This is a genomic window from Gemella sp. oral taxon 928, assembly GCF_001553915.1.
In the GTDB taxonomy this organism is placed as follows: Bacteria; Bacillota; Bacilli; order Staphylococcales; family Gemellaceae; genus Gemella; species Gemella massiliensis.
Genome location: NZ_CP014233.1, coordinates 1371868 through 1396464 on the forward strand (window position 1 = coordinate 1371868; position 24597 = coordinate 1396464).

General features: G+C 30.7%; 21 protein-coding genes, 1 pseudogene and 1 other annotated feature. Of the genes and pseudogenes, 5 read left to right on the forward strand and 17 right to left on the reverse strand.

Going from position 1 to position 24597, the window contains the following annotated elements:
• Positions 1–313: 313 nt before the first annotated feature.
• The 5 genes from AXE85_RS06325 to yidC all read right to left on the reverse strand — a co-directional run bounded on the left by AXE85_RS06325 (position 314) and on the right by yidC (position 4346).
• Positions 314–1948, reverse strand: coding sequence for a Na/Pi cotransporter family protein (locus AXE85_RS06325; RefSeq protein WP_062174032.1), 1635 nt, complete (start codon positions 1946–1948; stop codon positions 314–316).
• Between the two features lie 257 nt (positions 1949–2205).
• Positions 2206–2487, reverse strand: coding sequence for a 50S ribosomal protein L27 (gene rpmA, locus AXE85_RS06330; protein WP_027130209.1), 282 nt, complete (start codon positions 2485–2487; stop codon positions 2206–2208).
• A 5-nt stretch (positions 2488–2492) separates the two neighbouring features.
• Entirely contained in the window at positions 2493–2822 is a 330-nt protein-coding gene (locus tag AXE85_RS06335) for a ribosomal-processing cysteine protease Prp (RefSeq protein WP_021752405.1), read from the reverse strand.
• A 2-nt stretch (positions 2823–2824) separates the two neighbouring features.
• The gene (gene rplU / locus AXE85_RS06340; protein ID WP_021752406.1) at positions 2825–3133 is read right to left on the reverse strand and encodes a 50S ribosomal protein L21; all 309 of its coding nucleotides are present in this window, start codon (positions 3131–3133) and stop codon (positions 2825–2827) included.
• Positions 3134–3150: 17 nt separating this feature from the next.
• Positions 3151–3222: a sequence feature (ribosomal protein L21 leader region), on the reverse strand.
• 236 nt (positions 3223–3458) lie between these two features.
• A complete protein-coding gene (yidC, locus tag AXE85_RS06345) occupies positions 3459–4346 on the reverse strand; it encodes a membrane protein insertase YidC (protein ID WP_021752407.1) in 888 nt (295 codons plus the stop codon).
• A 312-nt stretch (positions 4347–4658) separates the two neighbouring features.
• Between yidC and AXE85_RS06350 the strand changes: the two genes are divergently transcribed.
• Both AXE85_RS06350 and AXE85_RS06355 read left to right on the forward strand, forming a co-directional pair.
• On the forward strand, positions 4659–5051 hold the full coding sequence (locus tag AXE85_RS06350; RefSeq protein ID WP_231723763.1) for an ArsR/SmtB family transcription factor: 393 nt from the start codon (positions 4659–4661) through the stop codon (positions 5049–5051).
• 309 nt (positions 5052–5360) lie between these two features.
• Positions 5361–6290, forward strand: coding sequence for an MFS transporter (locus tag AXE85_RS06355; RefSeq protein ID WP_231723764.1), 930 nt, complete (start codon positions 5361–5363; stop codon positions 6288–6290).
• A 216-nt stretch (positions 6291–6506) separates the two neighbouring features.
• Here AXE85_RS06355 and AXE85_RS06360 read toward each other — a convergent pair whose 3' ends face one another.
• The gene (locus AXE85_RS06360) at positions 6507–7787 is read right to left on the reverse strand and encodes a solute carrier family 23 protein (RefSeq protein ID WP_062174034.1); all 1281 of its coding nucleotides are present in this window, start codon (positions 7785–7787) and stop codon (positions 6507–6509) included.
• Positions 7788–8188: 401 nt separating this feature from the next.
• Here AXE85_RS06360 and AXE85_RS06365 point away from each other — a divergent pair, with 401 nt between their 5' ends.
• Positions 8189–8527 (forward strand): hypothetical protein, encoded by a 339-nt coding sequence (locus AXE85_RS06365; protein WP_062174035.1) that lies wholly within the window; start codon positions 8189–8191, stop codon positions 8525–8527.
• 190 nt (positions 8528–8717) lie between these two features.
• Here AXE85_RS06365 and tnpA read toward each other — a convergent pair whose 3' ends face one another.
• From tnpA to thrS, 3 genes are all read right to left on the reverse strand, one after another.
• The gene (gene tnpA, locus AXE85_RS06370; protein ID WP_062174037.1) at positions 8718–9182 is read right to left on the reverse strand and encodes an IS200/IS605 family transposase; all 465 of its coding nucleotides are present in this window, start codon (positions 9180–9182) and stop codon (positions 8718–8720) included.
• A gap of 237 nt (positions 9183–9419) precedes the next feature.
• On the reverse strand, positions 9420–10004 hold the full coding sequence (locus AXE85_RS06375) for a peptidylprolyl isomerase (RefSeq protein WP_062174039.1): 585 nt from the start codon (positions 10002–10004) through the stop codon (positions 9420–9422).
• Positions 10005–10077: 73 nt separating this feature from the next.
• Complete coding sequence (thrS, locus tag AXE85_RS06380) at positions 10078–12021, reverse strand: threonine--tRNA ligase (protein WP_062174041.1); 1944 nt, start codon at positions 12019–12021, stop codon at positions 10078–10080.
• Between the two features lie 422 nt (positions 12022–12443).
• Between thrS and AXE85_RS06385 the strand changes: the two genes are divergently transcribed.
• The gene (locus AXE85_RS06385) at positions 12444–13427 is read left to right on the forward strand and encodes a DDE-type integrase/transposase/recombinase (protein WP_062174043.1); all 984 of its coding nucleotides are present in this window, start codon (positions 12444–12446) and stop codon (positions 13425–13427) included.
• Positions 13428–13727: 300 nt separating this feature from the next.
• Here the strand turns inward: AXE85_RS06385 and AXE85_RS06390 are convergent, their stop codons facing one another.
• Positions 13728–14990 carry a competence/damage-inducible protein A gene (locus tag AXE85_RS06390; protein ID WP_062174045.1) on the reverse strand — a complete coding sequence of 421 codons (1263 nt, stop codon included), beginning with the start codon at positions 14988–14990 and terminating at the stop codon, positions 13728–13730.
• 98 nt (positions 14991–15088) lie between these two features.
• A complete protein-coding gene (locus tag AXE85_RS06395) occupies positions 15089–16546 on the reverse strand; it encodes a DEAD/DEAH box helicase (protein ID WP_062174047.1) in 1458 nt (485 codons plus the stop codon).
• A 208-nt stretch (positions 16547–16754) separates the two neighbouring features.
• Here AXE85_RS06395 and AXE85_RS08300 point away from each other — a divergent pair.
• Positions 16755–17705, forward strand: a pseudogene (locus AXE85_RS08300) (DDE-type integrase/transposase/recombinase); the annotation flags it as partial.
• Positions 17706–18143: 438 nt separating this feature from the next.
• On the opposite strand, the gene AXE85_RS06405 reads toward AXE85_RS08300, so the two are convergent.
• The 6 genes from AXE85_RS06405 to AXE85_RS06430 all read right to left on the reverse strand — a co-directional run bounded on the left by AXE85_RS06405 (position 18144) and on the right by AXE85_RS06430 (position 24586).
• Positions 18144–18884, reverse strand: a complete 741-nt coding sequence (locus tag AXE85_RS06405; RefSeq protein ID WP_062174049.1) for a nitroreductase family protein — start codon at positions 18882–18884, stop codon at positions 18144–18146.
• 170 nt (positions 18885–19054) lie between these two features.
• Entirely contained in the window at positions 19055–20431 is a 1377-nt protein-coding gene (locus tag AXE85_RS06410; RefSeq protein WP_062171995.1) for an ISL3 family transposase, read from the reverse strand.
• A gap of 154 nt (positions 20432–20585) precedes the next feature.
• The gene (gatB, locus tag AXE85_RS06415) at positions 20586–22013 is read right to left on the reverse strand and encodes an Asp-tRNA(Asn)/Glu-tRNA(Gln) amidotransferase subunit GatB (RefSeq protein ID WP_062174051.1); all 1428 of its coding nucleotides are present in this window, start codon (positions 22011–22013) and stop codon (positions 20586–20588) included.
• A gap of 13 nt (positions 22014–22026) precedes the next feature.
• Positions 22027–23484, reverse strand: coding sequence for an Asp-tRNA(Asn)/Glu-tRNA(Gln) amidotransferase subunit GatA (gene gatA, locus AXE85_RS06420; protein ID WP_062174053.1), 1458 nt, complete (start codon positions 23482–23484; stop codon positions 22027–22029).
• A gap of 21 nt (positions 23485–23505) precedes the next feature.
• The gene (gatC, locus tag AXE85_RS06425) at positions 23506–23796 is read right to left on the reverse strand and encodes an Asp-tRNA(Asn)/Glu-tRNA(Gln) amidotransferase subunit GatC (protein ID WP_062174055.1); all 291 of its coding nucleotides are present in this window, start codon (positions 23794–23796) and stop codon (positions 23506–23508) included.
• 127 nt (positions 23797–23923) lie between these two features.
• On the reverse strand, positions 23924–24586 hold the full coding sequence (locus AXE85_RS06430) for a gamma-glutamyl-gamma-aminobutyrate hydrolase family protein (RefSeq protein WP_062174056.1): 663 nt from the start codon (positions 24584–24586) through the stop codon (positions 23924–23926).
• Positions 24587–24597: the final 11 nt, after the last annotated feature.

The following is a 24597-nucleotide window of genomic DNA, read 5'->3' on the forward strand; positions in this document are numbered from 1 at the left end:
ATTTTATTTACACTTAGAGAAAATACTCATAATAACATGGGACTTGTGCCTCCATATTTTTTTACCAAAAAAAGAATAATTTTTATTATATATAGTTCTCTTTTTTCATATAGCAAGTATTTTTATCCTGTACTTTATCTTTTCACCTGAATTAAGTTATTAATAATTAAAAAACGAAAGTGGAATTTCACTTTCGTTTTTTAGTTATTCTTACTTTAACTTATTTGAATTTGATATAATTTATATAAAACTAATACTATTAATAATATTATTACAAATAATATAAAATACATCTTTTGTTTATTAGTCATATCTAAATATTTCCTTGAATTTCTTTTTCCAAAATATTTCTAGAGTGTTCACAAATTCTTGTAAAATGCTGAATTAAATCCATATATACAACTCCTGCCGGAATTTCGCATTCACCGTCTTTCATACGCTGTGTATGCTTTTTACGAGCTTTTTTCTCAAGTTCATAAATATTTCCACAAGCAGCCAGTGCCGCACCGGCAATTGCAATGTTTTTTTCTTCTAATGATTTAATTGTTTTTTCAATTATACCGTTTGATAATTCAAACATTTCTTGAACTTCTGCTTTCGCATCATCTGAGAATTTTAATTTCTTTTTAATTTGATAGTTTACAGATCCTACTATATCTCTAGCGTGATCGCCAACACGTTCAATATCACGTGTCCCATCTAGAAGAACTGACGCGTGTAACCCCTCTTTTGGACTTAGTTTTTCTCTAAATAATAAAGTTAAGTAGTCTGTCATTTCCTCATCAAAATTATTAATAGCTTCTTCTAATGTTTCAGCTTTTTCATTGAACTGCTCTTCTCGTGTCATAAAATATTCAACCGAATTTTTTAAGCTTTTTTTAGATAGTTTTAACATTTCCACAAATTCTTTTTCCACTTGACCAAGTGCTACTGCCGGTGCACTTGTTATTAACGACTTATCAAGATATTGTGTAGTATATTTAATTTGTTCATCTTCACCGGGAATAGCTTTAGTAATAATTTTAACCAATAGCCAAATGAATGGGAATTGTAAAACGGTATTAAATATATTAAATGTACCATGCCCAAAAGCTATTGCCATTTTCGGTTCTAACCCCAGCAGATTTTCCATATACCCAATAAACATAATATACGGCTCTAAAAGTATTAAACATATTACCGTCCCTATTACATTAAACATAATATGTGAAATTGCTACACGTTTCGCTGCAATATTAGTTCCAACAATAGCCAACGCTGCCGTTGTTATTGCAGTCCCTATATTATCACCAAAAATAACGGGGATAGCACCATGTAAATTAAGTGCATGTTCGGCATATAAATTTTGGAGGATAGCGATAGTTGCAGCAGAAGATTGAATCATTACCGTTAACAATGTACCAACTCCGACACCTACCCAAGCACTATCATCAATATGTGTTAAAATCGTTTGAAACCAATCCATAGTTTTTAGTGGTCCCATGGCCGTTGACATCATTTTTAAAGCATAGAATATTCCACCAAAACCGAAAATTACACGCCCTATATTATTAATGAGTTTTGCTCTTGTAAAAAATAAAAATGCTGCTCCCAAAAATATAAGCGGTAATGAATAATGCGATACATTGAAACCTATAATGAATGATGTTAATGTTGTACCGATATTAGATCCCATTACAATTGCAATTGCCTGTTTTGTCTTTAATAAACCGGCACCTACCAAACTAACCGTAATAACGATTGTTCCGGTACTTGACTGAATAAGAACTGTAACTAACACCCCGGCGAATAATGCCATCAATGGTTTAGAAGTATATTTATCTAACACATAACGCATCTTGTCCCCTGCTATTAGTTGTAGACCATCTCCCATATATTTAATACTAAATAAAAATAAACCCAGTCCACCTAAAAAAGAAAATAAAATTTCTTGTCCTAATGTTGACACTTTTTTTCCTCCTGAAAATATATCTGTACACTGTCAAATGCACAAATAGAGTTTAACATATATAAATTAAAAATACAACTAATAAAAGTATTAAAATATTATTACATAAATAAAGTGTTTTCATAATGTATTTTTGTGAAATATTAAAGACTATATTGAGTAAAAATTAAAAATTTTATATATTCTAAAAATTGAAAAAATAAAAAAGAGAACTTTTATTTAAGATTAACCATAAATAAAAATTCTCTTCATATATATTATGCTTGTGGATATACTGAAACTTTTTTACGACTACGTCCGTATCTTTCGAAACGAACAACTCCGTCAACTAGTGAAAATAGTGTATCATCTCCACCTTTTCCTACGTTAGTTCCAGGATAAATTTTTGTACCACGTTGTCTGTATAATATAGAACCTGCAGTTACGTACTGACCGTCAGCTCTTTTTGCACCTAAACGTTTAGATTCAGAATCACGTCCGTTTTTAGTAGAACCTACCCCTTTTTTAGATGCGAAGAATTGTAAATTTAATTTTAACATCATCTCTAATTCACCTCTCTTGTTTCAATAGTTATATAATCTGCATAATTTGCTTCAATTGTTTTTAGCGATACCAACATCGCTTGTAAAAGAAGTTGTTCCGTCATTGTAGATTTTAATGAACGATAAGTTAAATGTCCTGTTTCATCTTCACTAACTGAAATATCAAACACTACCTCATCATCAAGTTCATCAATCGAATTAATCAATCCAAAAATAATCGCTGAAACACCCGCACAAACAATATCTGAACCTTCTTCAGCAAAATTTGCATGACCATCAACAATGATTTGTTTTATGTTATTAACCCCTTTTGTTATTTCGACTTTAATCATAATTAAGCGTTAATTTTTTCAACTACTAATTTAGTGAATGGTTGACGATGACCTAATTTACGGTGATTGTTTTTCTTAGGTTTGTATTTAAATACTGTTATTTTTTTACCTTTACCTTGAGAAACAACTTTAGCTGTTACCGTTGCACCCGCTACTAATGGAGCACCAATTTTAGCATTTTCCCCACCTACTAGTAATACTTTGTCGAAAGTTACTGTTGAATCAACTTCTACTGCTAATTTTTCAACTAGAATAGTTTGACCTTCTTCAACACGTAATTGTTTTCCACCTGTTTCGATTACTGCGTACATATCTGCACCTCCTTAAATTTTTTACTAAGACTCGCCATATAAGGTGGATTTCTCACTTAATTACCTTACACGTGCGGTTGTAGTAGCTATTTAGGAGCTACTCAACATTAACAATTCTACCACAGATATACCTGCTAGTCAATAAAAAATATAAAATGATAATGCAAAACTTTATTAAAGTCCTAAATTGTAAAGTTAAAAATTCATAAAGCAAAATTTTACTACATTCTTTATTATTTTATCTCTATAATTTTTACAATTTAGAATTAATATCAAGATTTAAAAAAGGTTCAGCAGCATTACTACTAAACCTTTCTATTCTATTTTATTTACGTTTTTTCTTATTAGAAACTAAAGTCACCTTATTAGGATCAAAAGTTTGTTTCTTTTGTTTTTCCGGAACATATGGTGGATATAGTGCATGTCCTACATAAGTTTGGAATATTAAAAATAGTCCCCCCACAATATAGTACACCGCAACCGCTCCGGCTACCCAGAATGAGAATATTGTAATCATTACCGGGCTTAACCATTGCATAAGTTTCATCTGTTGTTGCATTTGTTCTTGACCGGGTTGAGTAACCTGTGGCATCATCTTCATTGATAAGCGTGTTTGAATAGCGTAAACAATAAACGCAATTACAGGTAATGTGTATGAACGTGTCCCAAGATTGAAAATACCCAAAAATGTTGAATCAATAATTCCTGCTGAATACAACGGATTAGATAATGTATAAAACAACGCCGTTAAGAATGGAAGAGGAATGAATAATGGTAAACATCCACCTAAACTCATTGGATTTGCTCCATATTTTTTCATAATGGCAAACTGTTCTTTTTGAATTTCCATCAATTCGCTGCGAGCTTGCATTTTTTCTTCATTAGAAATTGCACGAGCTTCTTTTTCACGTGCAGCTTTTTGTTTTGCTTGAATAACTTCTAATTCAGGGCGTGCCAACTCTTGCCCTTTACGTGCTTTATTTTGTATTTTGTAATTATTTAACATAAATGGTAATACTAATAATCTTATAATAAGAGTAATAATTACGATTGACCAGCCCCAACTTCCGGTATATTCATGAATTTTGCTTAAGGCTATGTCCATAGGTTTGACAAATGTATCATAAAACGTACCACTTCTATCTTGTGGAGAACACCCTGACAATACGAATACACCTGCAAAACCTAATAAAAGTGCAAATAATTTTTTCAATTTTAATCTCCTTAATTTTAATTTTTCTATAACTAATTTTCTAATTCTTACACTGTAAAACTAATTACAGATCATTTTCACCTAGTAAATTATAACAGATATAAAAGAGGTAGTCAAACCTTTTATTTATTACTCAATTGCCGCAACAAAAAAATGTTTTAAAAAAAAAAAAATATTAACAATATAAGGAGAGTATATTACAATTAAAATTAAAGAAAGGGGTGATTATTATTAAAGACATACATTACATAACAGATATCGAAAAATTAAAGGTAATTTCTGATCCATTGAGAATAAATATTCTTACCGCTCTTGGTACAGAAAAAAAATTCTCAACAACTTGCTAAACTATTAAAAATAAATAGAACTAGAATTCATTATCACCTTAATATATTAGAAGAATTTAATTTTATCGAAGTTGTTGATACCGATTCTATCAACGGAATAATTCAAAAATACTATTTACCAACTACTCATACATTTATTCCAGCACCAAATATTTTTAATGATTTCTTTAACAATATCTCATTGAACTTTAATATTGATAAAGAAAACGAAGAAAAATTTTGGTATGAATTAAAGCAGCTCGAAAATAAATTTTTCTCTAAGAAAGATACTGATATAATAAATAAACCGTCAAAAAAAAAAAAAATAATCGTTAGATTATATTTTGATGTTAAATTGAATTTTATCGTTAAATTATAATTTATTACAGAAAGGAGTTTATATTATGTTTAAAAATAAAGATTTTTCTCTTTTACTTTTAGGAAGATTTATCACAAACTTTGGTGATAGCATTTATTCAATAGCAACCTTAACTTTAGTGTATACAATGACTAATTCTACTTTTTATACCGGAGTAACATTATTTTACTGCAATATTACAAATATTTATATCACCTATAATAAGTAAAATTAATATAAAATTATTTTTGATATGTTCGCAGCTTTCTCAATCTATTATATTGCTGCTTATACCTTATTTAATGTTTATAAACAAATTACATATATACTTTGATATCTATAATAGCATTTATTAGCCTTGCTAATCAGATTGTATATCCTATCCAGCTTTCGCTTCTTCCCAAAATTGTTAAACAAAAAGATCTAATAAAGGCAAACTCTCTATTTTCTATTGCTTATCAAGGTAGTGATGCATTGTTTAATTCAATAGGAGGCTTTATTATTACAGTCTTAGGAACCATATCTTCATTCTTTATAAATAGTTTTACGTTCATTATAAATGCTATATTGTTCATGTTTTTATCAAACAAAATTTCTAAAAAAACTACACTTATTAAGGAGAATGAAAACTATTTTTCTAAACTATATTCTGGAATAAAGATTTGGAACACTCCGATATTAAAACCTCTGCTTATAGGTATTATAATTATAAATTTCTCTACGAGTTCTTTGTTAACTTTACTTCCGGAGTTTTCTGAAAGCAGTATATTCTATGGAATTTTACTTAGTGCTTCTGGATTAGGAACATTGATAGGTGCATTACTTTCCAACTTAGAAAAATTAAAACATCAAAAACTAGGTTCACTATATATTTTCTTTACATTAGGACTTTCTCTTTCTTGGGGAATTTTAAGCATAATTAAAAATAATTCTATTAAAAATATGATACTCATTTTTTTACTTTTTTTAATTGGGTGGATATTAATCGATATATTAAATACATACTCCCAAACTATGATTCAAAGTATTGTAAAAAAAGATAAATTAGATATTGCTATGTCTTCTATGATTGGATTATCTATAACATTCACTCCTCTTGGTGCAATTTTTTCCGGAATTTTAAGCACCCAATATAGTAAAAATATAATTATTATAATTATTGCCAGTTTAATTTTAGGTGTTACTCTATTTTGGGTTTTCAATAAAAATATACGAAAATTAACCAATTTTAAAAATTTAATAGGAGAATTTTATGTATAACATCATTATTAAATAGAAAATAGCTGACGACTTATTCTATGATAAGTTGCCAGCTATCCTTTTTAAAAATTACAGCAAAATACAATTTATTTATTTTCAGATAATTATTCTCTATATTTAAGCATAACTACTTTAACTATTACAATTTTTTTCAGTACTTTTTAAACTTCTTTACCGAAAATTTTTTGAACATGATTTACCTATATATTTTTTCACTTACTCTTTATCTTTTTTTGGTAAACACGCATTAAGAAGTACACCTGTAATCGCCGCTAATACCATAGACGGTAATTCGAAATTAATACTTTCAAATTTCAACATTGCACCACCAACACCCAGTACAATAATTACTGATGAAATTACTAAGTTTCTGTTAATACTTAAATCTACTTTTTCATCAACCAACATTCTTAACCCACTTGAAGCGATAATACCAAACAATAGTATCGATACACCACCCATTACCGGTGATGGAATAGTAGAAATCAAAGCAGAAAACTTCCCAATAAAGCTTAAAATCAAAGCAAATATCGCAGCTCCACCTAAAACAAATACTGAAAATATTCTTGTAATAGCCAATACTCCAATATTTTCTCCATATGTCGTACTTGGCGGACCACCTAGTAACGAAGCAAACATCATAGCCGTTCCATCAGCTAAAATTGAACGGTGTAACCCCGGATCTTCTAAAAAGTTTTTACCAACTACTTCTGATAATACCATTTGATGTCCTATATGTTCATTAATTGTTACTATTGCTATTGGAACCATTGCAAGTTCCGCAACATTCCACTCCGGTGTATAAGTAATAAAGGGTACCGTAAATTTTGGTAAACTAAACCACGGTGCATCTATTACCGGCTGAAAATCTACCAATCCAGCAAATACCGCCACAATATATCCAAAAACGATACCTAATAATACCGGTATCTGTTTAGCAAAACCTTTTAATGCTACTGCACAAATAATTGTAATTATTAATGTAGCGAGTGCTACTAAAAAGTATTTTAAATCATATACTTTAGCACCATTCACTGTTTTATACATTGCCATATTAACCGCCGTAGGTGATATTCCTAAACCGATAACAATAATAATAGGTCCTACTACTACCGGTGGCAACAATTTCAACAACCACCCTACTCCAAATTTATAGATAAACAATGCTACAACTCCGTAAACTAAACTGGCTAAAAATGCACCCAACATTGCTGTTTCAATATTATGCGTCGTTGATAACGCTATAATAGGATTAATAAAAGCAAATGATGAACCTAAATATGCCGGAATTTTTCCACGTGTAATGAATAAATACGTTAATGTACCAATACCTGATGTTGTAAGTGCCGTACTGGCAGGTAATCCCGTTAAGATAGGTACTAAAACCGTTGCTCCAAACATTGCAAACAAATGTTGTAAACTGAGCGTTATCCACAAGGCTAATTTGGGTTTCTCATGAACATCTAAGATTGGTCTTACTCTTGATTGCTGTGTCATCTTTCTTCTCCTTATATAAGAATATATATTTATACTCAAACTTTCATAATTATACCACATGTGTAAATATATTAAAAGAGTTTTTTTAAATTTTTTCTTCTATTAATGTTCACGGAATTTACTTTGGGAATTTACTTATTAATGTTCACTATACTTTCTTTGCAATTATAATTTAAGTTCATTATATCAATTTAATATTATAAATACTATAAAGTACTTACGCTTAAGTGTTGACAACGTTTACAAAAAAGTATACAATATATTTAGATAGAGCTGGGATCATAGGTGATAATTATGAGTAATTTTTCTACTTTTGAAATTATAGGTATAATATTATCTCCATGTTTAGGAATCTACTTTTTAATAAAAGGATTAACGAATAACGAAAAGGAGAAATAGCAATGAATAAATTTATCAAAATATTAAGTATTACAAGTTTACTATTTATTTCAATAACACCAGCTACATTTGCAAAAGATAATAATAATGATAATAATATATCATTTCGTTCTTCTATGAACTGGGACTATGGTGGTGGCGGATATTCTATGTACAGAAGCAAACAGGTTGTAATGGCACCGTGGTCACTACCTAATTATTACTATCATCAAGAGTGGATTGGTGGTAAATTATATAAAGGATATTTACAATATTCAGGCTCTATACCATTTGGAAATGTACTAGGATTTCTTTCACACTTGGTATCAGCTACATATACTGGCTATATCTATGCATGTTAAAAGAAATATATTATTCTGGCTCTAATATTATAAAAATAACAATTTTATAAATAATGACCACCCCTGAAAAGGGGTGGTTTTCTCTTCGGGTATAACCCTTTGTTACTAACACGCACCTCAAGGCGCTGGCTTTCACATTCGTTCAAGCCCTATTGTATTTTTACGCCCACTACCCGTCAAACGGGTTTATCTATTTTTTCTTATTTCCAAATGGATTTGTATATTCTTTTGTTGTCAGTTTATCTATTGCAATATCATGCGCTTCTTGATCTTTGATGTATTTTCTTATTGTACCTTCATTCAAACCTACAGTACTTACATAGTATCCTTCTGCCCAAAACTTTCTATTCCCATACTTATACTTCAGGTTTGCATGCATATCAAATATCATCAGTGAACTTTTTCCTTTCAAATATCCCATAAAACTTGATACACTATATTTTGGTGGTATTGATAACAGCAAATGTATATGATCTGGCATTATATGTCCTTCTATTATTTCCACTCCTTTATACTTACATAACCTTTTTATTATATCTACTATATCTCGTTTGTATTGATTAAATTCTATTTTTCGTCTATACTTAGGGGTAAATACAATATGGTATTTACATATCCACTTTGTATGCGATAAACTATTATGTTTATTTGCCATAATTAAAATCATCCTTTCTTTATTTTAGTGCTTAAACTACTCTTATTTTATCAAGAAAGGATGATTTTTCAATTGTTTAACTCTTTTCTCGCACCCGCATAGCGGGTGTTTTATTGTTTCGGAGACTTCGCCTCCTCAACTGGCTAAAGCCATTAATTAAAGCGACATTACAAAATTTATTTATAAAAAATTCAATATTTTGTAATGCCGCTTATTTATATAGATTTTTATATTTTATTATTTAACTTCTATATCAAGAATTACAACTTCTTCAACTGGTTTATCTTGTGCTCCAGTTTTTACAGCAGCAATCTTTTCTAATGTTTTTGCTCCTGCAATTAGATGTCCGAATACTGTATGTCGATGATCTAGGTGAGGCGTACCACCTAGTTCGGCATAACCTTTAACAGCTTCTTCCGGCCAACCACCTTTTTCTAGTGCATCTAGTGTTCTAGCATCCAAATGATTATTTTGAACAATAAAAAATTGACTTCCGTTCGTATTTGGTCCGGCATTTGCCATGCTTAACGCCCCATAGAAATGGAAATAGTCCATAGAAAATTCGTCTTCAAAACTATCTCCCCAAATAGATTCTCCTCCCATTCCTGTTCCGGTAGGATCTCCACCTTGAATCATAAAATCTTTAATAATACGATGAAAAATAATTCCGTTATAATAACCATTTTTAGCATGAGTTATAAAGTTTTCTACTGTTTTAGGTATATCTTTTTCAAAAAGTTTAAATGTCATATCTCCATGCGTTGTTTTTATTGTTACTTGAATTTCTCCGTTTAGTATTTCTTTTGTTAATTGTGGTAACATATATTTCCTCCTTATAAGTGTGAAAGGAGAAATATATTCTCCCTCCATCTTTTTTATATTATCTATTCTGATATTATGCGTTTTTTTCAATTAATCTTTCAGTAATTTCTTTTAAGATATTCTCTTTAAAGTCTGCAAGACTTTCTTCTTTTTGATTTTGAGAGCCGAAAATCCTTACATTAACCGCTTTACTTTCTACTTCTTTATCTCCTATAACTAAAGTATACGGAATTTTTTTACTTGCCGCTTCACGAATTTTATAACCCAGTTTTTCGTTTCTATCATCAATAGCAACTTTAACACCTGATTTTTTAAGCTCTAACATGATTTCTTTTGCATAGTCATAATGGTAATCATTATTTACCGGTATAATACGTACCTGATTAGGTGCCAACCATGTTGGTAAATCTCCCTTGTATTCTTCTAATAAGAACGCAACCATACGTTCCATAGTTGACACAATTCCACGATGGATCACTACCGGGCGATGTGCTTTTCCATCTTCTCCGATATATTCCAATTCGAAACGTTCCGGCAACAAGAAATCTAACTGAATGGTAGATAATGTTTCTTGTTTCCCAATTGCAGTTTCTACTTGAACGTCTAATTTTGGCCCGTAAAATGCAGCTTCTCCTTCTGCTTCAACATATTCTAAACCAAGTTCGTCAGCAGTTTCTTTTAACATTTGTTGAGCATTATTCCACATTTCATCATCATTGAAATATTTCTCCGTATTTTCAGGATCTCTATATGATAGACGGTAGCTAAAGTTTTTAATACCTAAATCTTTATATGCTTCTTCGATTAATCCCACTGTTAATTTAAACTCATCTTTAAGTTGATCCGGACGAACAAAAATATGAGCATCATTTAAAGTCATACCACGAACTCGTTGTAACCCGCTTACCGCACCGCTGGCTTCATAACGGTGCATCATTCCCAATTCAGCAATACGAATCGGCAATTCACGGTATGAATGTTTTTCATTTTTATACACCATCATGTGATGCGGGCAATTCATCGGGCGAAGTACCATTGTTTCATGATCCATTTCCATCGGTGGAAACATATCCTCTTGATAATGCTCCCAGTGTCCACTGGTAATGTATAACTCTTTTGAACCCATAATCGGAGTATATACGTGATCATAACCAAGTTCCACTTCTTTATCTACAATGTAACGTTCGATTGTACGGCGTATAGTTGCTCCGTTTGGCAACCATAGCGGCAACCCTGCTCCAACTTTTTGACTTGTTGTAAAAATTCCTAATTCTTTTCCTAATTTTCTGTGATCACGTTCACGTGCTTCTTGTAGTCTTACTAAATGTTGTTCTAAATATTTTTTTGTAAAGTACGCAGTTCCATAGATACGTTGTAACATTTTGTTATCACTGTTACCTCTCCAATATGCCCCTGCTACTGATAACAATTTAAATTCTTTTATTTTGGCTGTTGAACTAACATGTCCTCCACTGCAAAGATCAATAAAATCACCTTGAGTATATACAGTAATTACTTCATCTTCAGGTAAATCGTTAATTAATTCAACTTTATACGGATCTTCTTTGAAAATTTTCAACGCTTCATCACGACTTACTTTACGTCCCTCAATTGCTAAGTTTTCACTAATAATTTTCTTAGCTTCTTTTTCAATATTTTTAAAATCTTCCTCCGTTACTTTATAATCAATATCAAAGTCATAATAGAAACCTCCATCAATAGCCGGTCCAACACCAAAGTGTACATCCTTACCATATAATCTTCTCAACGCTTGCGCAAGGACATGAGCACTTGAATGGCGAAGTACATACAAACTATCTTTATCTTCGTCATCTGCAACGATTAACTTAATATGTCCACTATGCGTAATAGGTTCATTTACTTCTATATATTCATCATCTAATTTTGCTGAGATAACTTTTTTCTTTAAACTTATACTAATACTTTCCGCTATTTCTAACGGTGTTTTATTATCATACTCTCTTTCGCTTCCATCCGGAAAAATTAACTTAACCATTGTTGTATCTCCTTATAACTTTCTTTGCTTAGTATAAAATAAAAATCCCTTCCTAGTCCAAGACTAAGAAGGGACGAACTAATTTCGTGGTACCACCCAATTTTGAAGCAATATACTTCCTCATTAATTGTGATTAAAGCTCACAGCACTTATACCATCACTTTAGGTAGTAACATATAGAACTCATGAGTATTTACAGCTCCATACTCTCTCTGAAATAAGCTCTCTATATATCGTGTCCTAAGCATATTTTTATTTAATAAGTTTATTCTAACACAACAAAATTTTATTTTCAAGTGGTCTTTTAAAAATAATTTGTTAATTTTGTAGTGTTACAATAGATGTGAGACATATAATAAAAAAAAGAAGAGTAAATCCTGTATAATGAAGTTACACCAAATCAAAAAAAGGAATTTACTCTTATGAAAACTATTATAACAGAAAATATAGAAAAAACACAACGATATATACCTCATACTTTACAAACAAGAATAGCTGCAGTTAAAACTTATAGAAATGGTAACTCTATCCGCTTTATTTGTAGGCGCTATAAAATATCAAAAGCCTCTCTTTTGCGTTGGAATAAAAAATATGACGGTACTAAAGAGTCTCTTATAGATAAGTCTCATAGACCTCATTCCATTCACCCTAACGCCCATACAGTTGAAGAATTGTCTTGGATTAAAAATCTTATTAAACGTAATCCTAATATTTCTATGATTGAATTATATGCTAAACTTAAATTCAACAAAGGTTATAAAAGACATCCTTGTTCTTTATTTAGAGTGCTTAGAAAATTAGGCTTTTATAAAGATACTAAGAAAAAAGTAATTCCTTATAAACCTAAACCTTATGACACACCTACTGAAATTGGTAAAAAATGGCAACTTGATGTGAAATATGTTCCTAAACGTTGTTATGTAGGAGAAGTTCCAGATAAATTTTATCAATATACTATCATTGATGAAGCTACTAGGGAAAGATTTATTTTCCCTTTTAAAGAACAATCATCATATTCTACTGTTCAATTTGTTAAAATGGCTATTGATTATTTTGGGTATAAACCTAAGATAATTCAAACTGATAATGGTTTTGAATTTACGCATTTTAAAGATACTAAACGAATACACCCTTTTGATGTATTGTGTAATAATCTTGGCATTAAACATCAACTTATTAGACCTAGAACTCCTAGACATAACGGTAAGGTTGAACGTAGTCATAGAAATGATAATGAACGTTTTTACAGGCATTTATCTTTCTTTTCGTATGATGATCTTATATCTCAGATGAAAAAGTATCTATATCGCTCTAACCGTCTTCCTATGCAGACTTTAAATTGGCTTTCTCCTGTTGAAAAAAGAAAAGAGCTACGGAAAGAGTCTATAAAAATATGCCGGCTTTAATTCCTTGTTAGATAATAGATTTCACAACTTATTTGTCAAGGACAAGGGCTACGCCTTTTTCAAATCCTTGACAAATAAGTTTTAGAAATCTGAAATGTTCTCTAAGGAATTAAAGCTGGCAAATCTAATCAAATAATGTAATTTACGTCGGGGGCTTCATACGGTTTACATAGAAGCTAGCTTCTATGTAATTCTATTATATCCGGTATTTATTTTTTACTTTTTTTGTCTCACATCATTTACAAATGTACAGTCTTTTAAAAATAATTTGTTAATTTTCCTATAATTTTTATCTTAAAACTAAATATGTTCCAAAATAATTTTTCTCACTTCATTTAATGCCTCAATACTTGACCTTGTTCTTATCAATTCTCTACTACCGGTAAATATCTTTTCAAAGACTTTTACTTCACCCTTATAATATACAGCAATATAAACCAATCCGACAGGTTTATTTGTATCATCACTCTTAGGTCCCGCTATTCCCGTAGTAGCAACAGCAACATCACTATTTAATCTTCTTGAAACCCCTATTACCATTTCTTTAGCGGTTTGTTCACTAACTGCCCCAAATTGATTTAATGTTTCTTCCCTAACTCCTAAAGCATGAATTTTAGATTTGTTAGAGTAGCAAACTATTCCTTCCAGTAAAGAAACGGAAATTCCTCCTTTTTCTACCAGCATAGATGAAAGTTGACCGCCTGTTAATGATTCTGCTACAGAGATAGTCAATTTATTTTCTATTAATAAATTAGCAACAACATTATGTAATTCTGTTTGTGTCTCAGAAATATTATCATCACCAATTAGATATATATATTCACCAACTATTTTTTCAATTTCTAAAATTTTATCATTGATTAATTTATCGCATAGTTCAACGGTATCATCACTTGCGGTTACACGCAATAAAACTTCTCCTGTTTTTGCATATAAAGCTAGTGTTGGATTAGTTTGATTATCCATTAAGTGTTTTATCTTCGTTTCCAATAACGACTCACCTATTCCGTAAAATCTAATATATTTAGAAATAAATTTTTTAGAGCTGAAACGTTCTAAATATGGTCGAACGCTTTTTTTAAACATATCTTTCATTTCACGTGGAGGTCCCGGCATTAAAATAATTCGTTTATTTCCTTCTTCTATAATAATTCCCGGGGCTGTTCCGCAAAAATTTTCTAATACTATTGCATCGTTTGGTATCATAGCTTGTTTCTTATTATTATCGGTAATTAAATTTCGACCGGAGCGTGTAAGTCGCTCTAATATTTTTGCCCACGAATATTCATGAAAATAAAAATCACGATTAAAATACTCGGCGGCACATTCCTTTGTAATGTCATCATCGGTAGGACCTAAACCACCCGTTATAATTACAGTATCATTTTCACAAAAGGCTGTGCTTAATGTTTGTAATAAACGATCACGATTATCCCCTACTGTTGTTTGACGATAAACATCTATTCCGAGCGTTGCCAATTCTTTCGATAAATATGCCGTATTGGTATTTACTATATCTCCAAGTAATATTTCAGTCCCTACAGAAACTAATTCTACTCTCATAATTTCTCCTTTCATATCTTGCTATTTTACTATTATTTTTATTTTACACCAAAGACTAATAAAAATAAAGACTGCACCATGTACAATCTTTATTTTTATTATTTATTTTGCATTCTTCTACCTTTTTTATCAAAGAATTTTTTATCATAATTCTTTTCAGTTTTTGGTTTTCTATTTCTGTCTGAACGTGATCTTCTATTATTATTTCTTGAAGAATATTTTTTCTTCTTATCCTGTTTTCGTGGTAACGGTTTTTCAAATGATAACTCAATATCCACTTCTTTTTTATCGTTGATTATTTTACTTAATAAAATAGTTATTATTTTTTCCGCATTACTCTGTGCTAATAATTTATTGGCAAGACTGTTAAACTCAACATGATTTTTATCAATTTCTGAAACTACTTCTGCAAACATTTTATTATATCTGGCATGTTTTACTTCATCGTTTGTATAAGGACGTAGCATTTTCATTCGCTGCCCACGATCGTTTTCAATATCTCTCAAATAAGGCATTTCTATCGGATTTAAAAACGTTATGGCAACTCCGGATTTTCCGGCTCTTCCGGTTCTCCCAATTCTATGAGTATAACTTTCTACATCTTGTGGAATATCAAAATTATACACATGCGTTACATCACTAATATCTATCCCACGTGCAGCAACATCAGTAGCTACTAAAATCTGCAATGAATTATTTTTAAATTTACGTAATATTTCTAAACGTTTAGATTGAGTAATATCACCATGTAACCCTTCCGCTAAATAACCTTTTGTTATTAAAGCACTTGATAATTCATCAACGCGACGTTTTGTTCTTCCAAAAATAATTGCTAAGTTTGGATTTTGAACATCTAAAAAACCTATCAATGCATCCAGTTTTTCGTTTTCTCTTGCAATTGTTGCAAATTCTGTAATATCAGGATTTAAGTCTTCATCACTCATAGTTTTTATTAACTTATACTCTGTCATAAAATCTTTGGACAATTCCATTATTGTTTTAGGCATTGTTGCTGAAAATAACAACGTTTGATGTTTTGTTGTTATCTTTGACAAAATATATCTCACATCATCAATAAATCCCATATTAAGCATTTCATCTGCTTCATCTAAAACTAAATGATTAAGCTTTTCTAATTTTAATGTTCTTCTGTTAATATGATCTATTATTCTACCGGGCGTTCCTACAACTATTTGCGGTCGTCGTTTAAGTTCTTGTATTTGTCTTTCAATACTGGTTCCACCAAAAATTATACTAACTTTCAACCCTTTGTCTTTTGACATAAATCTAAGTTGCTCTCCCACCTGTTGAGCAAGTTCTCTTGTTGGTGCCAATATTAAAGATTGCAATTCGTCCGTTTTTCTCACAATATCCACTATAGGTATTCCGAAAGCTCCTGTTTTACCTGAACCGGTTTGTGCTTGGGCAAGTACATCAATTCCTGAAAAAACATAAGGAATGGTTTCTTTTTGAATACCTGTAGGAGTTGTAAAATTCATATTTGTTAATGAGTTAACTGTTGCTTTACTGACTCCCAATTCTTCAAATGTTGTCATTTAATTCTCCTTTATCATTCTTTACATAATCCTATTTTTATATAACCTAGCTATTATAACATATTTAAAACTGTAAGTACATTATTAAAGTATTATAAACTTAATAAAACTTGTAGTGTTACAATAGATGTGAGACATATAATAAAAAAAGAAGAGTAAATCCTGTATAATGAAGTTACCTACAAATCAAAAAAAGGAATTTACTCTTATGAAAACTATTATAACAGAAAATATAGAAAAAACACAACGATATATACCTCATACTTTACAAACAAGAATAGCTGCAGTTAAAACTTATAGAAATGGTAACTCTATCCGCTTTATTTGTAGGCGCTATAAAATATCAAAAGCCTCTCTTTTGCGTTGGAATAAAAAATATGACGGTACTAAAGAGTCTCTTATAGATAAGTCTCATAGACCTCATTCCATTCACCCTAACGCCCATACAGTTGAAGAATTGTCTTGGATTAAAAATCTTATTAAACGTAATCCTAATATTTCTATGATTGAATTATATGCTAAACTTAAATTCAACAAAGGTTATAAAAGACATCCTTGTTCTTTATTTAGAGTGCTTAGAAAATTAGGCTTTTATAAAGATACTAAGAAAAAAGTAATTCCTTATAAACCTAAACCTTATGACACACCTACTGAAATTGGTAAAAAATGGCAACTTGATGTGAAATATGTTCCTAAACGTTGTTATGTAGGAAAAATTCCTGATAAATTTTATCAATATACTATTATTGATGAAGCTACTAGGGAAAGATTTATTTTCCCTTTTAAAGAACAATCATCATATTCTACTGTTCAATTTGTTAAAATGGCTATTGATTATTTTGGGTATAAACCTAAGATAATTCAAACTGATAATGGTTTTGAATTTACGCATTTTAAAGATACTAAACGAATACACCCTTTTGATGTATTGTGTAATAATCTTGGCATTAAACATCAACTTATTAGACCTAGAACTCCTAGACATAACGGTAAGGTTGAACGTAGTCATAGAAATGATAATGAACGTTTTTACAGGCATTTATCTTTCTTTTCGTATGATGATCTTATATCTCAGATGAAAAAGTATCTATATCGCTCTAACCGTCTTCCTATGCAGACTTTAAATTGGCTTTCTCCTGTTGAAAAAAGAAAAGAGCTACGGAAAGAGTCTATAAAAATATGCCGGCTTTATAATTCCTTGTTAGATAATAGATTTCACAACTTATTTGTCAAGGACAAGGGTTACGCCTTTTTCAAATCCTTGACAAATAAGTTTTAGAAATCTGAAATGTTCTCTAAGGAATTAAAGCTGGCAAATCTAATCAAATAATGTAATTTACGTCGGGGGCTTCATACGGTTTACATAGAAGCTAGCTTCTATGTAATTCTATTATATCCAGTATTTATTTTTTACTTTTTTGTCTCACATCATTTACAAATGTACATAAAGTATTATAAACTTAATAAAACTGTAATTTTTTGGTAACAGCTGCCAAAAATTATTTTAAATTCATAACTATAACGCATAATAATACCCCTTTCACTGCTTTGTCCAGTAAAAGGGGTACATATCAATTATGTAGTCTATTATATTTTATTATTTAATAAATTTTTGTTCTTTCAAAACTTCTTGCGTCACCATCTCTAACGGTTTTGCTCCGTAAAAATCTGCAAATTTTTTTGTCCAAGTTTTAGTTTCACGTGCTTCAGCAAATTTTATCATTGTATTTACATATTCACCAATTAATTCTTTATTTGATGTAGGAAATGCGTTATATCCTACATTTGCATCTTTTGGCAAACGAGGTTTAATTTTTTCTACATTAAGTTTTGTATCTACAACACCAATACTTAATCCGCATACCATAAATGAGTTTTCCGGAACATTAAGTATTTTTGATATTTTTTTACTAACAAAACGTATGCCACCACAGCAGACAGTACCATATCCTAAAGATTCAGCTGAAATAACTGCATTTTGCATTGCTAACGCCGCATCTGTCGTTGCTGTAATTAATGCCTCATAACTATTTTCTATATTAAAATTAACTCCTTCTAATTCACACGCTAATTTAATATTATTAAAATCAGCATAAAAAATCAAAAATGCTCCACTATTGTATATATGATTTTTATTAACACCACTAACTTCAGCAATTTCAGTTTTTATTTTTTCATCGTCCACAACAACAATGCTATAATGTTGTCCATTCATCCAACTCGGTGCTTGACGAGCGCTATCTACAATTGCCGTAAGTTCTTCTATCGGAATATGTTTTCCTTTAATAAAATGCCTATGCGTTCTGTGATTTTTTAATAATTCTATAGTAGCATTCATAATCTCACCTCTTTAAAATAATTATATCTATATTATACTGCTAAAAATTAATTTTAGAAAGCGATTACTCTTTAATTTTTAACAACTTTATCCTACATAATAAAAACTGATACTTAATTCTATAGGCTCTGTGTCAAATACGGGGCATGAGAAAAAATAAGGATAAAATGCTAAGCAATGCAGTGTTGCTTGGCATTTTTCAAAACGCCCTTAAAAGAAATATTATTTTTATACTCAGAAACAAATAACCTAGAAACAACTAAAATGCGTAATCTAAAGTTATAAAAGCTATTATAACCATAAGAAACTCTCTTTAAAACCTTTATCTTATTATTAATACCCTCCAAAGAACCATTAGAAATAGAATACCTAACACTATTAAGCATATACTCTTTATCTTTTCTCATAGTATTAATAGCCTTACTAACACCATCAGATAAATCGATAGTAGATTTTTCAATTAATTCTTTAAACTCCAACTCATTTCTATACCTTATTGCATATCTAATATCCTGAACTCTCTCATAGCTAGCCTTAAATATACAATCTAATCCTAATAAATAATCTAAAATATCACGTCTAGTAACTAAACTCCTAAAACTCCTATTAAAGAAAAACCTACCATGAGTAACATTACTTTCATCTTCTAATATTAACTTCCAATTATTTTTTAAAAGAGTATAATTAATACCTTTTTGTTTTTTGTAAATATTCATTAGCTTAACTCTAGTTCTATTAAGTTCTCTATTAACATTTTGAATAATATGAAACCTATCTATAACAATTTCAGCATTAGGAAACTTATTTCTAATCAACTTCATATAAGGAGTATAAATATCAATACAAATAGCCTTAACATTACTTCTAGCCTCTTTAGAAAATCTGGAAAAATAATTATTTAAAATATACTCAGTTCTACCATCAACTATATCAATAATCTCATGAGTTAAAGCATCTAAAAAAATAAAACTCATACCATTTTTACTATCTTTAGTAAACTTTAACTCATCAAAGCATAAATACTCAGGTAAGGTATTATAGTTAAGAATGTCTACATGGGATTTACATTTATAAAGAGTTCTTATAACAGTATTAACCGATACATTATTCATTTTGGCTATTTGTTTAAAAGATAAAGTATCAGCTAAATCACTCATTATAGAAAACTTAACATTTTTAGAAATACTACAGTATTTATCTACAAAAGAAGTAGTAGCTACAAACTTTTTATTACAAGTTTTACACTTGAAACGTTGCTTTCTTAGTTCCAAATAAGCAGGGATACCTGATATTTTTAATAGATTAATTCTAGTAAGTTCATTAAAGCCGTTTTTAACTACAGTATAACCTTTATTAAGACAACCACAGCATTCACACTTCTTGGGTTTATATGTTAAGGTACCTTTGAATACAAAGTACTTTTGATTATTTTTTATAGTTTCGTTATGTGTTTTCTCAATAGTTATATTTTTATCTTTTATTTGTAGTAGGTTTTTAATGAATTCTCCCTCTTTTATTTCTTTTGTTTTTGTGTTAAAATTATTCATGACAGATATCCTTTCATAGTTTATTTTTTTTGCACTTTAATTATATTGGATATTTGTCTTTTTGTATATTAAAGAACAATACGAGGTATGGATTTTTCCCATGCCCCGTATTTATTATACAACCATTCTATAACAGTACCAGTTTTTATACTTTTTATCTCTTCGTTATTTCTTCTAAAAGCATTTTATTAATCATTTGCGGATTTGCCTGTCCTTTTGATGCTTTCATAATTTGTCCTACTAAGAAACCTATTGCACGATCACGACCGTTTTTGTAATCTTCAATTGATTGCGGATTATTATCCAACGCTTCATTTACCCAAGCCATAAGTTTACCGGTATCTGATACTTGAACCAAACCTTTTTCTTTAACAATTTGTTTTGCATCACCACCGTGTTCAATTAATTCAGCAAATACTTTTTTAGCTATCTTACTTGAAATTGTGCCATCCGTAATTAAATTAATCATTCCGGCTAACCCTTCGGCTGTTAGAGATGTTTCTTTTAATTCCTTTTGAACCCTATTTAAGTACGCATTTACATCAACCATTAAATAATTTGATGCCAATTTCGGATCTGCTCCCAGTTTTACAGTTTCTTCAAACATATCTGACATTTCTTTTGTTAATGTTAGAACATGGGCATCATATGCAGGCAATCCAAGTTTTTCTTGATAACGTTTACGACGTGCATCCGGAAGTTCGGGAATAGTTTTTCTTACTTCTTCCATCCATTCATCCGAAATAATTATAGGTACTATATCCGGCTCCGGAAAATATCGATAGTCATCCGACCCTTCTTTAACACGCATTAATTTTGTTGTCCCTGTTGTTTCATCAAAGCGGCGTGTTTCTTGCTTAATTTCTCCTCCGGAAAGTATTACCTGTTCTTGTCTTTTCTCTTCATATTCAAGACCTTTTCTCACAAAAGTGAAAGAGTTTAAATTCTTAAGTTCTGTTTTTGTTCCGAATTTATCTTGTCCGTAAGGTCTTATCGAAATATTTGCATCACAACGCATAGAGCCTTCTTCCATTTTCACATCCGATACTTCTATATATTGAATAATTGAACGTAATTTTTCTAAATAAGCATATGCCTCTTCCGGTGTTCTAATGTCAGGTTCAGAAACGATTTCTATTAGCGGCGTCCCTTGTCTATTTAAGTCAACCAGTGAATATCCATTTTTATGTGTTAATTTCCCTGCATCTTCTTCAAGGTGTGCTCTTGTAATACCAATACGTTTTGTTTTTCCGTTTACTTCAATATCTATCCAGCCGTGTTCTCCAATCGGTTGGTCAAACTGAGATATTTGATATGCTTTTGGATTATCCGGATAAAAATAATTTTTTCTATCAAATTTTGATTCTTTTGCCACTGTCATATTAAGTGCCATAGCAGCTTTCATTCCCCATTCAACTGCACGTTTATTAACAACCGGTAGCACACCGGGATACCCTAGGTCGATTACATTTGTATTTGTGTTCGGCTCTGCTCCAAAATGTGCCGGAGATGGTGAGAATATTTTTGAATTTGTTTTTAATTCTACGTGGACTTCTAGTCCAATTACTGTTTCAAAATGCATCGTACTTCTCCTATTAAATTTCTATTTTTTTATCATGTAAATTATAGTGTTGTTCAAAATTATAAGCAACATCGTACAGTGTTGATTCGGCAAATGGTTTTGCTATTATTTGCATACCAATTGGGCGTTTTCCTTTAAATCCACATGGGATACTTAACCCCGGTAATCCTGCCATATTTACCGGAATTGTTAAAATGTCATTTGCATACATTGTAACCGGATCGCCAATTTCTTCTCCAACATTGAATGCCACTGTCGGTGCTGTCGGACCTATAACAACATCATACTTTTCAAATATTCTATCAAAATCTTGTTTAATTAATGTTCTAACCTGTTGTGCTTTTTTATAATAAGCGTCATAATATCCGGAAGATAATACGTATGTCCCTAGCATAATACGACGTTTAACCTCTGCTCCAAAGCCTTCTCCTCTTGTTTTTTTGTAAATTTCTTCTAAATTTTTTGCATTTGGACTTCTAAACCCGTAGCGAATACCGTCAAAACGTGAAAGATTAGAACTTGCTTCCGCAGAAGCAATAATATAATATGTAGAAATGGCATATCCTGTATTTGGCAATGATACTTCTTCTACGACAGCACCTTGACTTTCTAAATATTTTACACCATCAAGCACAGCTTTTTTTACATCTTCATCAATACCTTCACCGAAATATTCTTTCGGTAAGGCAATTTTTTTACCTTTTATATCTCCGGTAATAATCTTGCTATATTCCGGATCTTTTACGGGTGCACTTGTCATATCGTGTTCATCAACCCCCGAAATAATTTCTAAGATGCGTGCATTATCTTTTACAGTACGTGTCATAGGTCCAATTTGATCTAAAGATGAAGCAAATGCTACTAAACCAAAACGTGATACACGTCCATAAGTTGGTTTCAAACCTACAATTCCACAATATGAGGCTGGCTGACGCACTGAACCGCCGGTGTCACTCCCTAGTGAAAAACTTACTTGTCCCGCTGCAACAGAAGTAGCACTACCTCCGCTTGAACCGCCGGGAACGGCATCCAAATCATGTGGATTTTTCGTTAATTTATAATATGATGTTTCAGTAGATCCCCCCATTGCAAACTCGTCCATATTAAGTTTACCCATTAATATAGGATTCTCTACATTTAGTTTATTTATTACTGTTGCATCATAAATCGGTTTAAAACCTTCTAATATTTTTGAAGCACACGTTGTCTGAATATCTTTGGTGATAATATTATCTTTAATTCCCATTGGAATACCAAATAATCTACCATTGTAATTTCCTGCTTCTTGCATTTTATCCAATTGCTTTGCTTTATCCACAGCCAATTCTTCCGTAATTGTAATAAAAGAACCGACTTTATCTTCTGTTTCTTTAATTCTTTTAAGCGAACTTTGTACTAAGTCACTCGGTTTAATTTCTTTATTTTTTAGTTTAGTTTCTAAACTTTCTATTGATTCATGAATTAAACTCATCAAATTATCTCCTTACTAATATTATTCTATTATTGTAGGCACCTTAAACTGTCCCGCTTCCGTTTCTTTGGAATTTTTCAATACTTCTTCTCTGTTTATTCCTTGTTCTGCAATATCTTCTCTAAAAACATTTACCAAATCAAGTACATGGTAGGTAGGTTTTACATTATTAGTATCTACATTATTCAATTCATTAAATAGGTCAACAACCTGTTCCAATTTTTCAATAATTCCATCGACTTCGTTCACCTGAATTTCCAAACGTGAAAGGTGGGCAATATGTTCTACTTGCTCTTTTGTAATAGTTGTCATATAATCCTCCAATTTTTTATAATCTAACTACTTTATAATAGCATAAAATAGCCTTTTTATCAATGTATTAAAATAAAAAAACTAAGCATACAAATATTCTTTCATTATGTACACCTAGTAATAATTTTTATTTACATAAAGATATAAATTGTTCGAACATTTTTATATCCATATCAACCTCCGGATGCCATTGTACACCGATTAAATTTCCCTTTTCAATTGCTTCTATAGTACCATCATCTGCCACAGCAGTAATATTAAAACCTTTGGCTATTTCTTTAATACCTTGATGATGGATTGAATTTACACTTGCTCTATCGCCACACATTTTATGAACAAAAGAACCTCTTTTTACTGCAATACCATGTCTCATTAATTTCACTTTATCAGTATGATTATCGATATGTTGAATAAGAGTTCCACCAAAATATACATTTATACTTTGCAAACCGCTACAAATTCCAAAAATCGGTTTATTTCTCTTAGAAAATTCCTCTATTAATTTAAAATCTAATGAATCTTCATAATTATCTTCTTGATACACTAATCCTTTTTTTGGTTCTTCTCCATAATAACGTGGATGAATATCTCTATCTCTTCCTGCTATTATTAGACCACAGCACATGGAAGCAATCTTCTCAATCCCTACCTCAGAACAAACCGGAAATAAAATAAAATCGACTTCAGCTGCAATCTCCGAAAAATAGCCGTTGGTATATAAACGCCGTTTATTTATACCGGTATCTGATCTATATTCTTCACTACGTGTTGAAATTGCAATCACTTTCATATCACTTAACC

What these genes read in the sequence shown, in the direction of transcription:
- rpmA (WP_027130209.1), bottom strand. Translation starts at nt 2,487, where the DNA reads ATGTTAAAATTAAATTTACAATTCTTCGCATCTAAAAAAGGGGTAGGT.
- AXE85_RS06335 (WP_021752405.1), bottom strand. Translation starts at nt 2,822, where the DNA reads ATGATTAAAGTCGAAATAACAAAAGGGGTTAATAACATAAAACAAATC.
- rplU (WP_021752406.1), bottom strand. Translation starts at nt 3,133, where the DNA reads ATGTACGCAGTAATCGAAACAGGTGGAAAACAATTACGTGTTGAAGAA.
- AXE85_RS06360 (WP_062174034.1), bottom strand. Translation starts at nt 7,787, where the DNA reads ATGACACAGCAATCAAGAGTAAGACCAATCTTAGATGTTCATGAGAAA.
- AXE85_RS06365 (WP_062174035.1), top strand. Translation starts at nt 8,189, where the DNA reads ATGAATAAATTTATCAAAATATTAAGTATTACAAGTTTACTATTTATT.
- tnpA (WP_062174037.1), bottom strand. Translation starts at nt 9,182, where the DNA reads ATGGCAAATAAACATAATAGTTTATCGCATACAAAGTGGATATGTAAA.
- AXE85_RS06375 (WP_062174039.1), bottom strand. Translation starts at nt 10,004, where the DNA reads ATGTTACCACAATTAACAAAAGAAATACTAAACGGAGAAATTCAAGTA.
- thrS (WP_062174041.1), bottom strand. Translation starts at nt 12,021, where the DNA reads ATGGTTAAGTTAATTTTTCCGGATGGAAGCGAAAGAGAGTATGATAAT.
- AXE85_RS06385 (WP_062174043.1), top strand. Translation starts at nt 12,444, where the DNA reads ATGAAAACTATTATAACAGAAAATATAGAAAAAACACAACGATATATA.
- AXE85_RS06390 (WP_062174045.1), bottom strand. Translation starts at nt 14,990, where the DNA reads ATGAGAGTAGAATTAGTTTCTGTAGGGACTGAAATATTACTTGGAGAT.
- AXE85_RS06395 (WP_062174047.1), bottom strand. Translation starts at nt 16,546, where the DNA reads ATGACAACATTTGAAGAATTGGGAGTCAGTAAAGCAACAGTTAACTCA.
- AXE85_RS06405 (WP_062174049.1), bottom strand. Translation starts at nt 18,884, where the DNA reads ATGAATGCTACTATAGAATTATTAAAAAATCACAGAACGCATAGGCAT.
- AXE85_RS06410 (WP_062171995.1), bottom strand. Translation starts at nt 20,431, where the DNA reads ATGAATAATTTTAACACAAAAACAAAAGAAATAAAAGAGGGAGAATTC.
- gatB (WP_062174051.1), bottom strand. Translation starts at nt 22,013, where the DNA reads ATGCATTTTGAAACAGTAATTGGACTAGAAGTCCACGTAGAATTAAAA.
- gatA (WP_062174053.1), bottom strand. Translation starts at nt 23,484, where the DNA reads ATGAGTTTAATTCATGAATCAATAGAAAGTTTAGAAACTAAACTAAAA.
- gatC (WP_062174055.1), bottom strand. Translation starts at nt 23,796, where the DNA reads ATGACAACTATTACAAAAGAGCAAGTAGAACATATTGCCCACCTTTCA.
- AXE85_RS06430 (WP_062174056.1), bottom strand. Translation starts at nt 24,586, where the DNA reads ATGAAAGTGATTGCAATTTCAACACGTAGTGAAGAATATAGATCAGAT.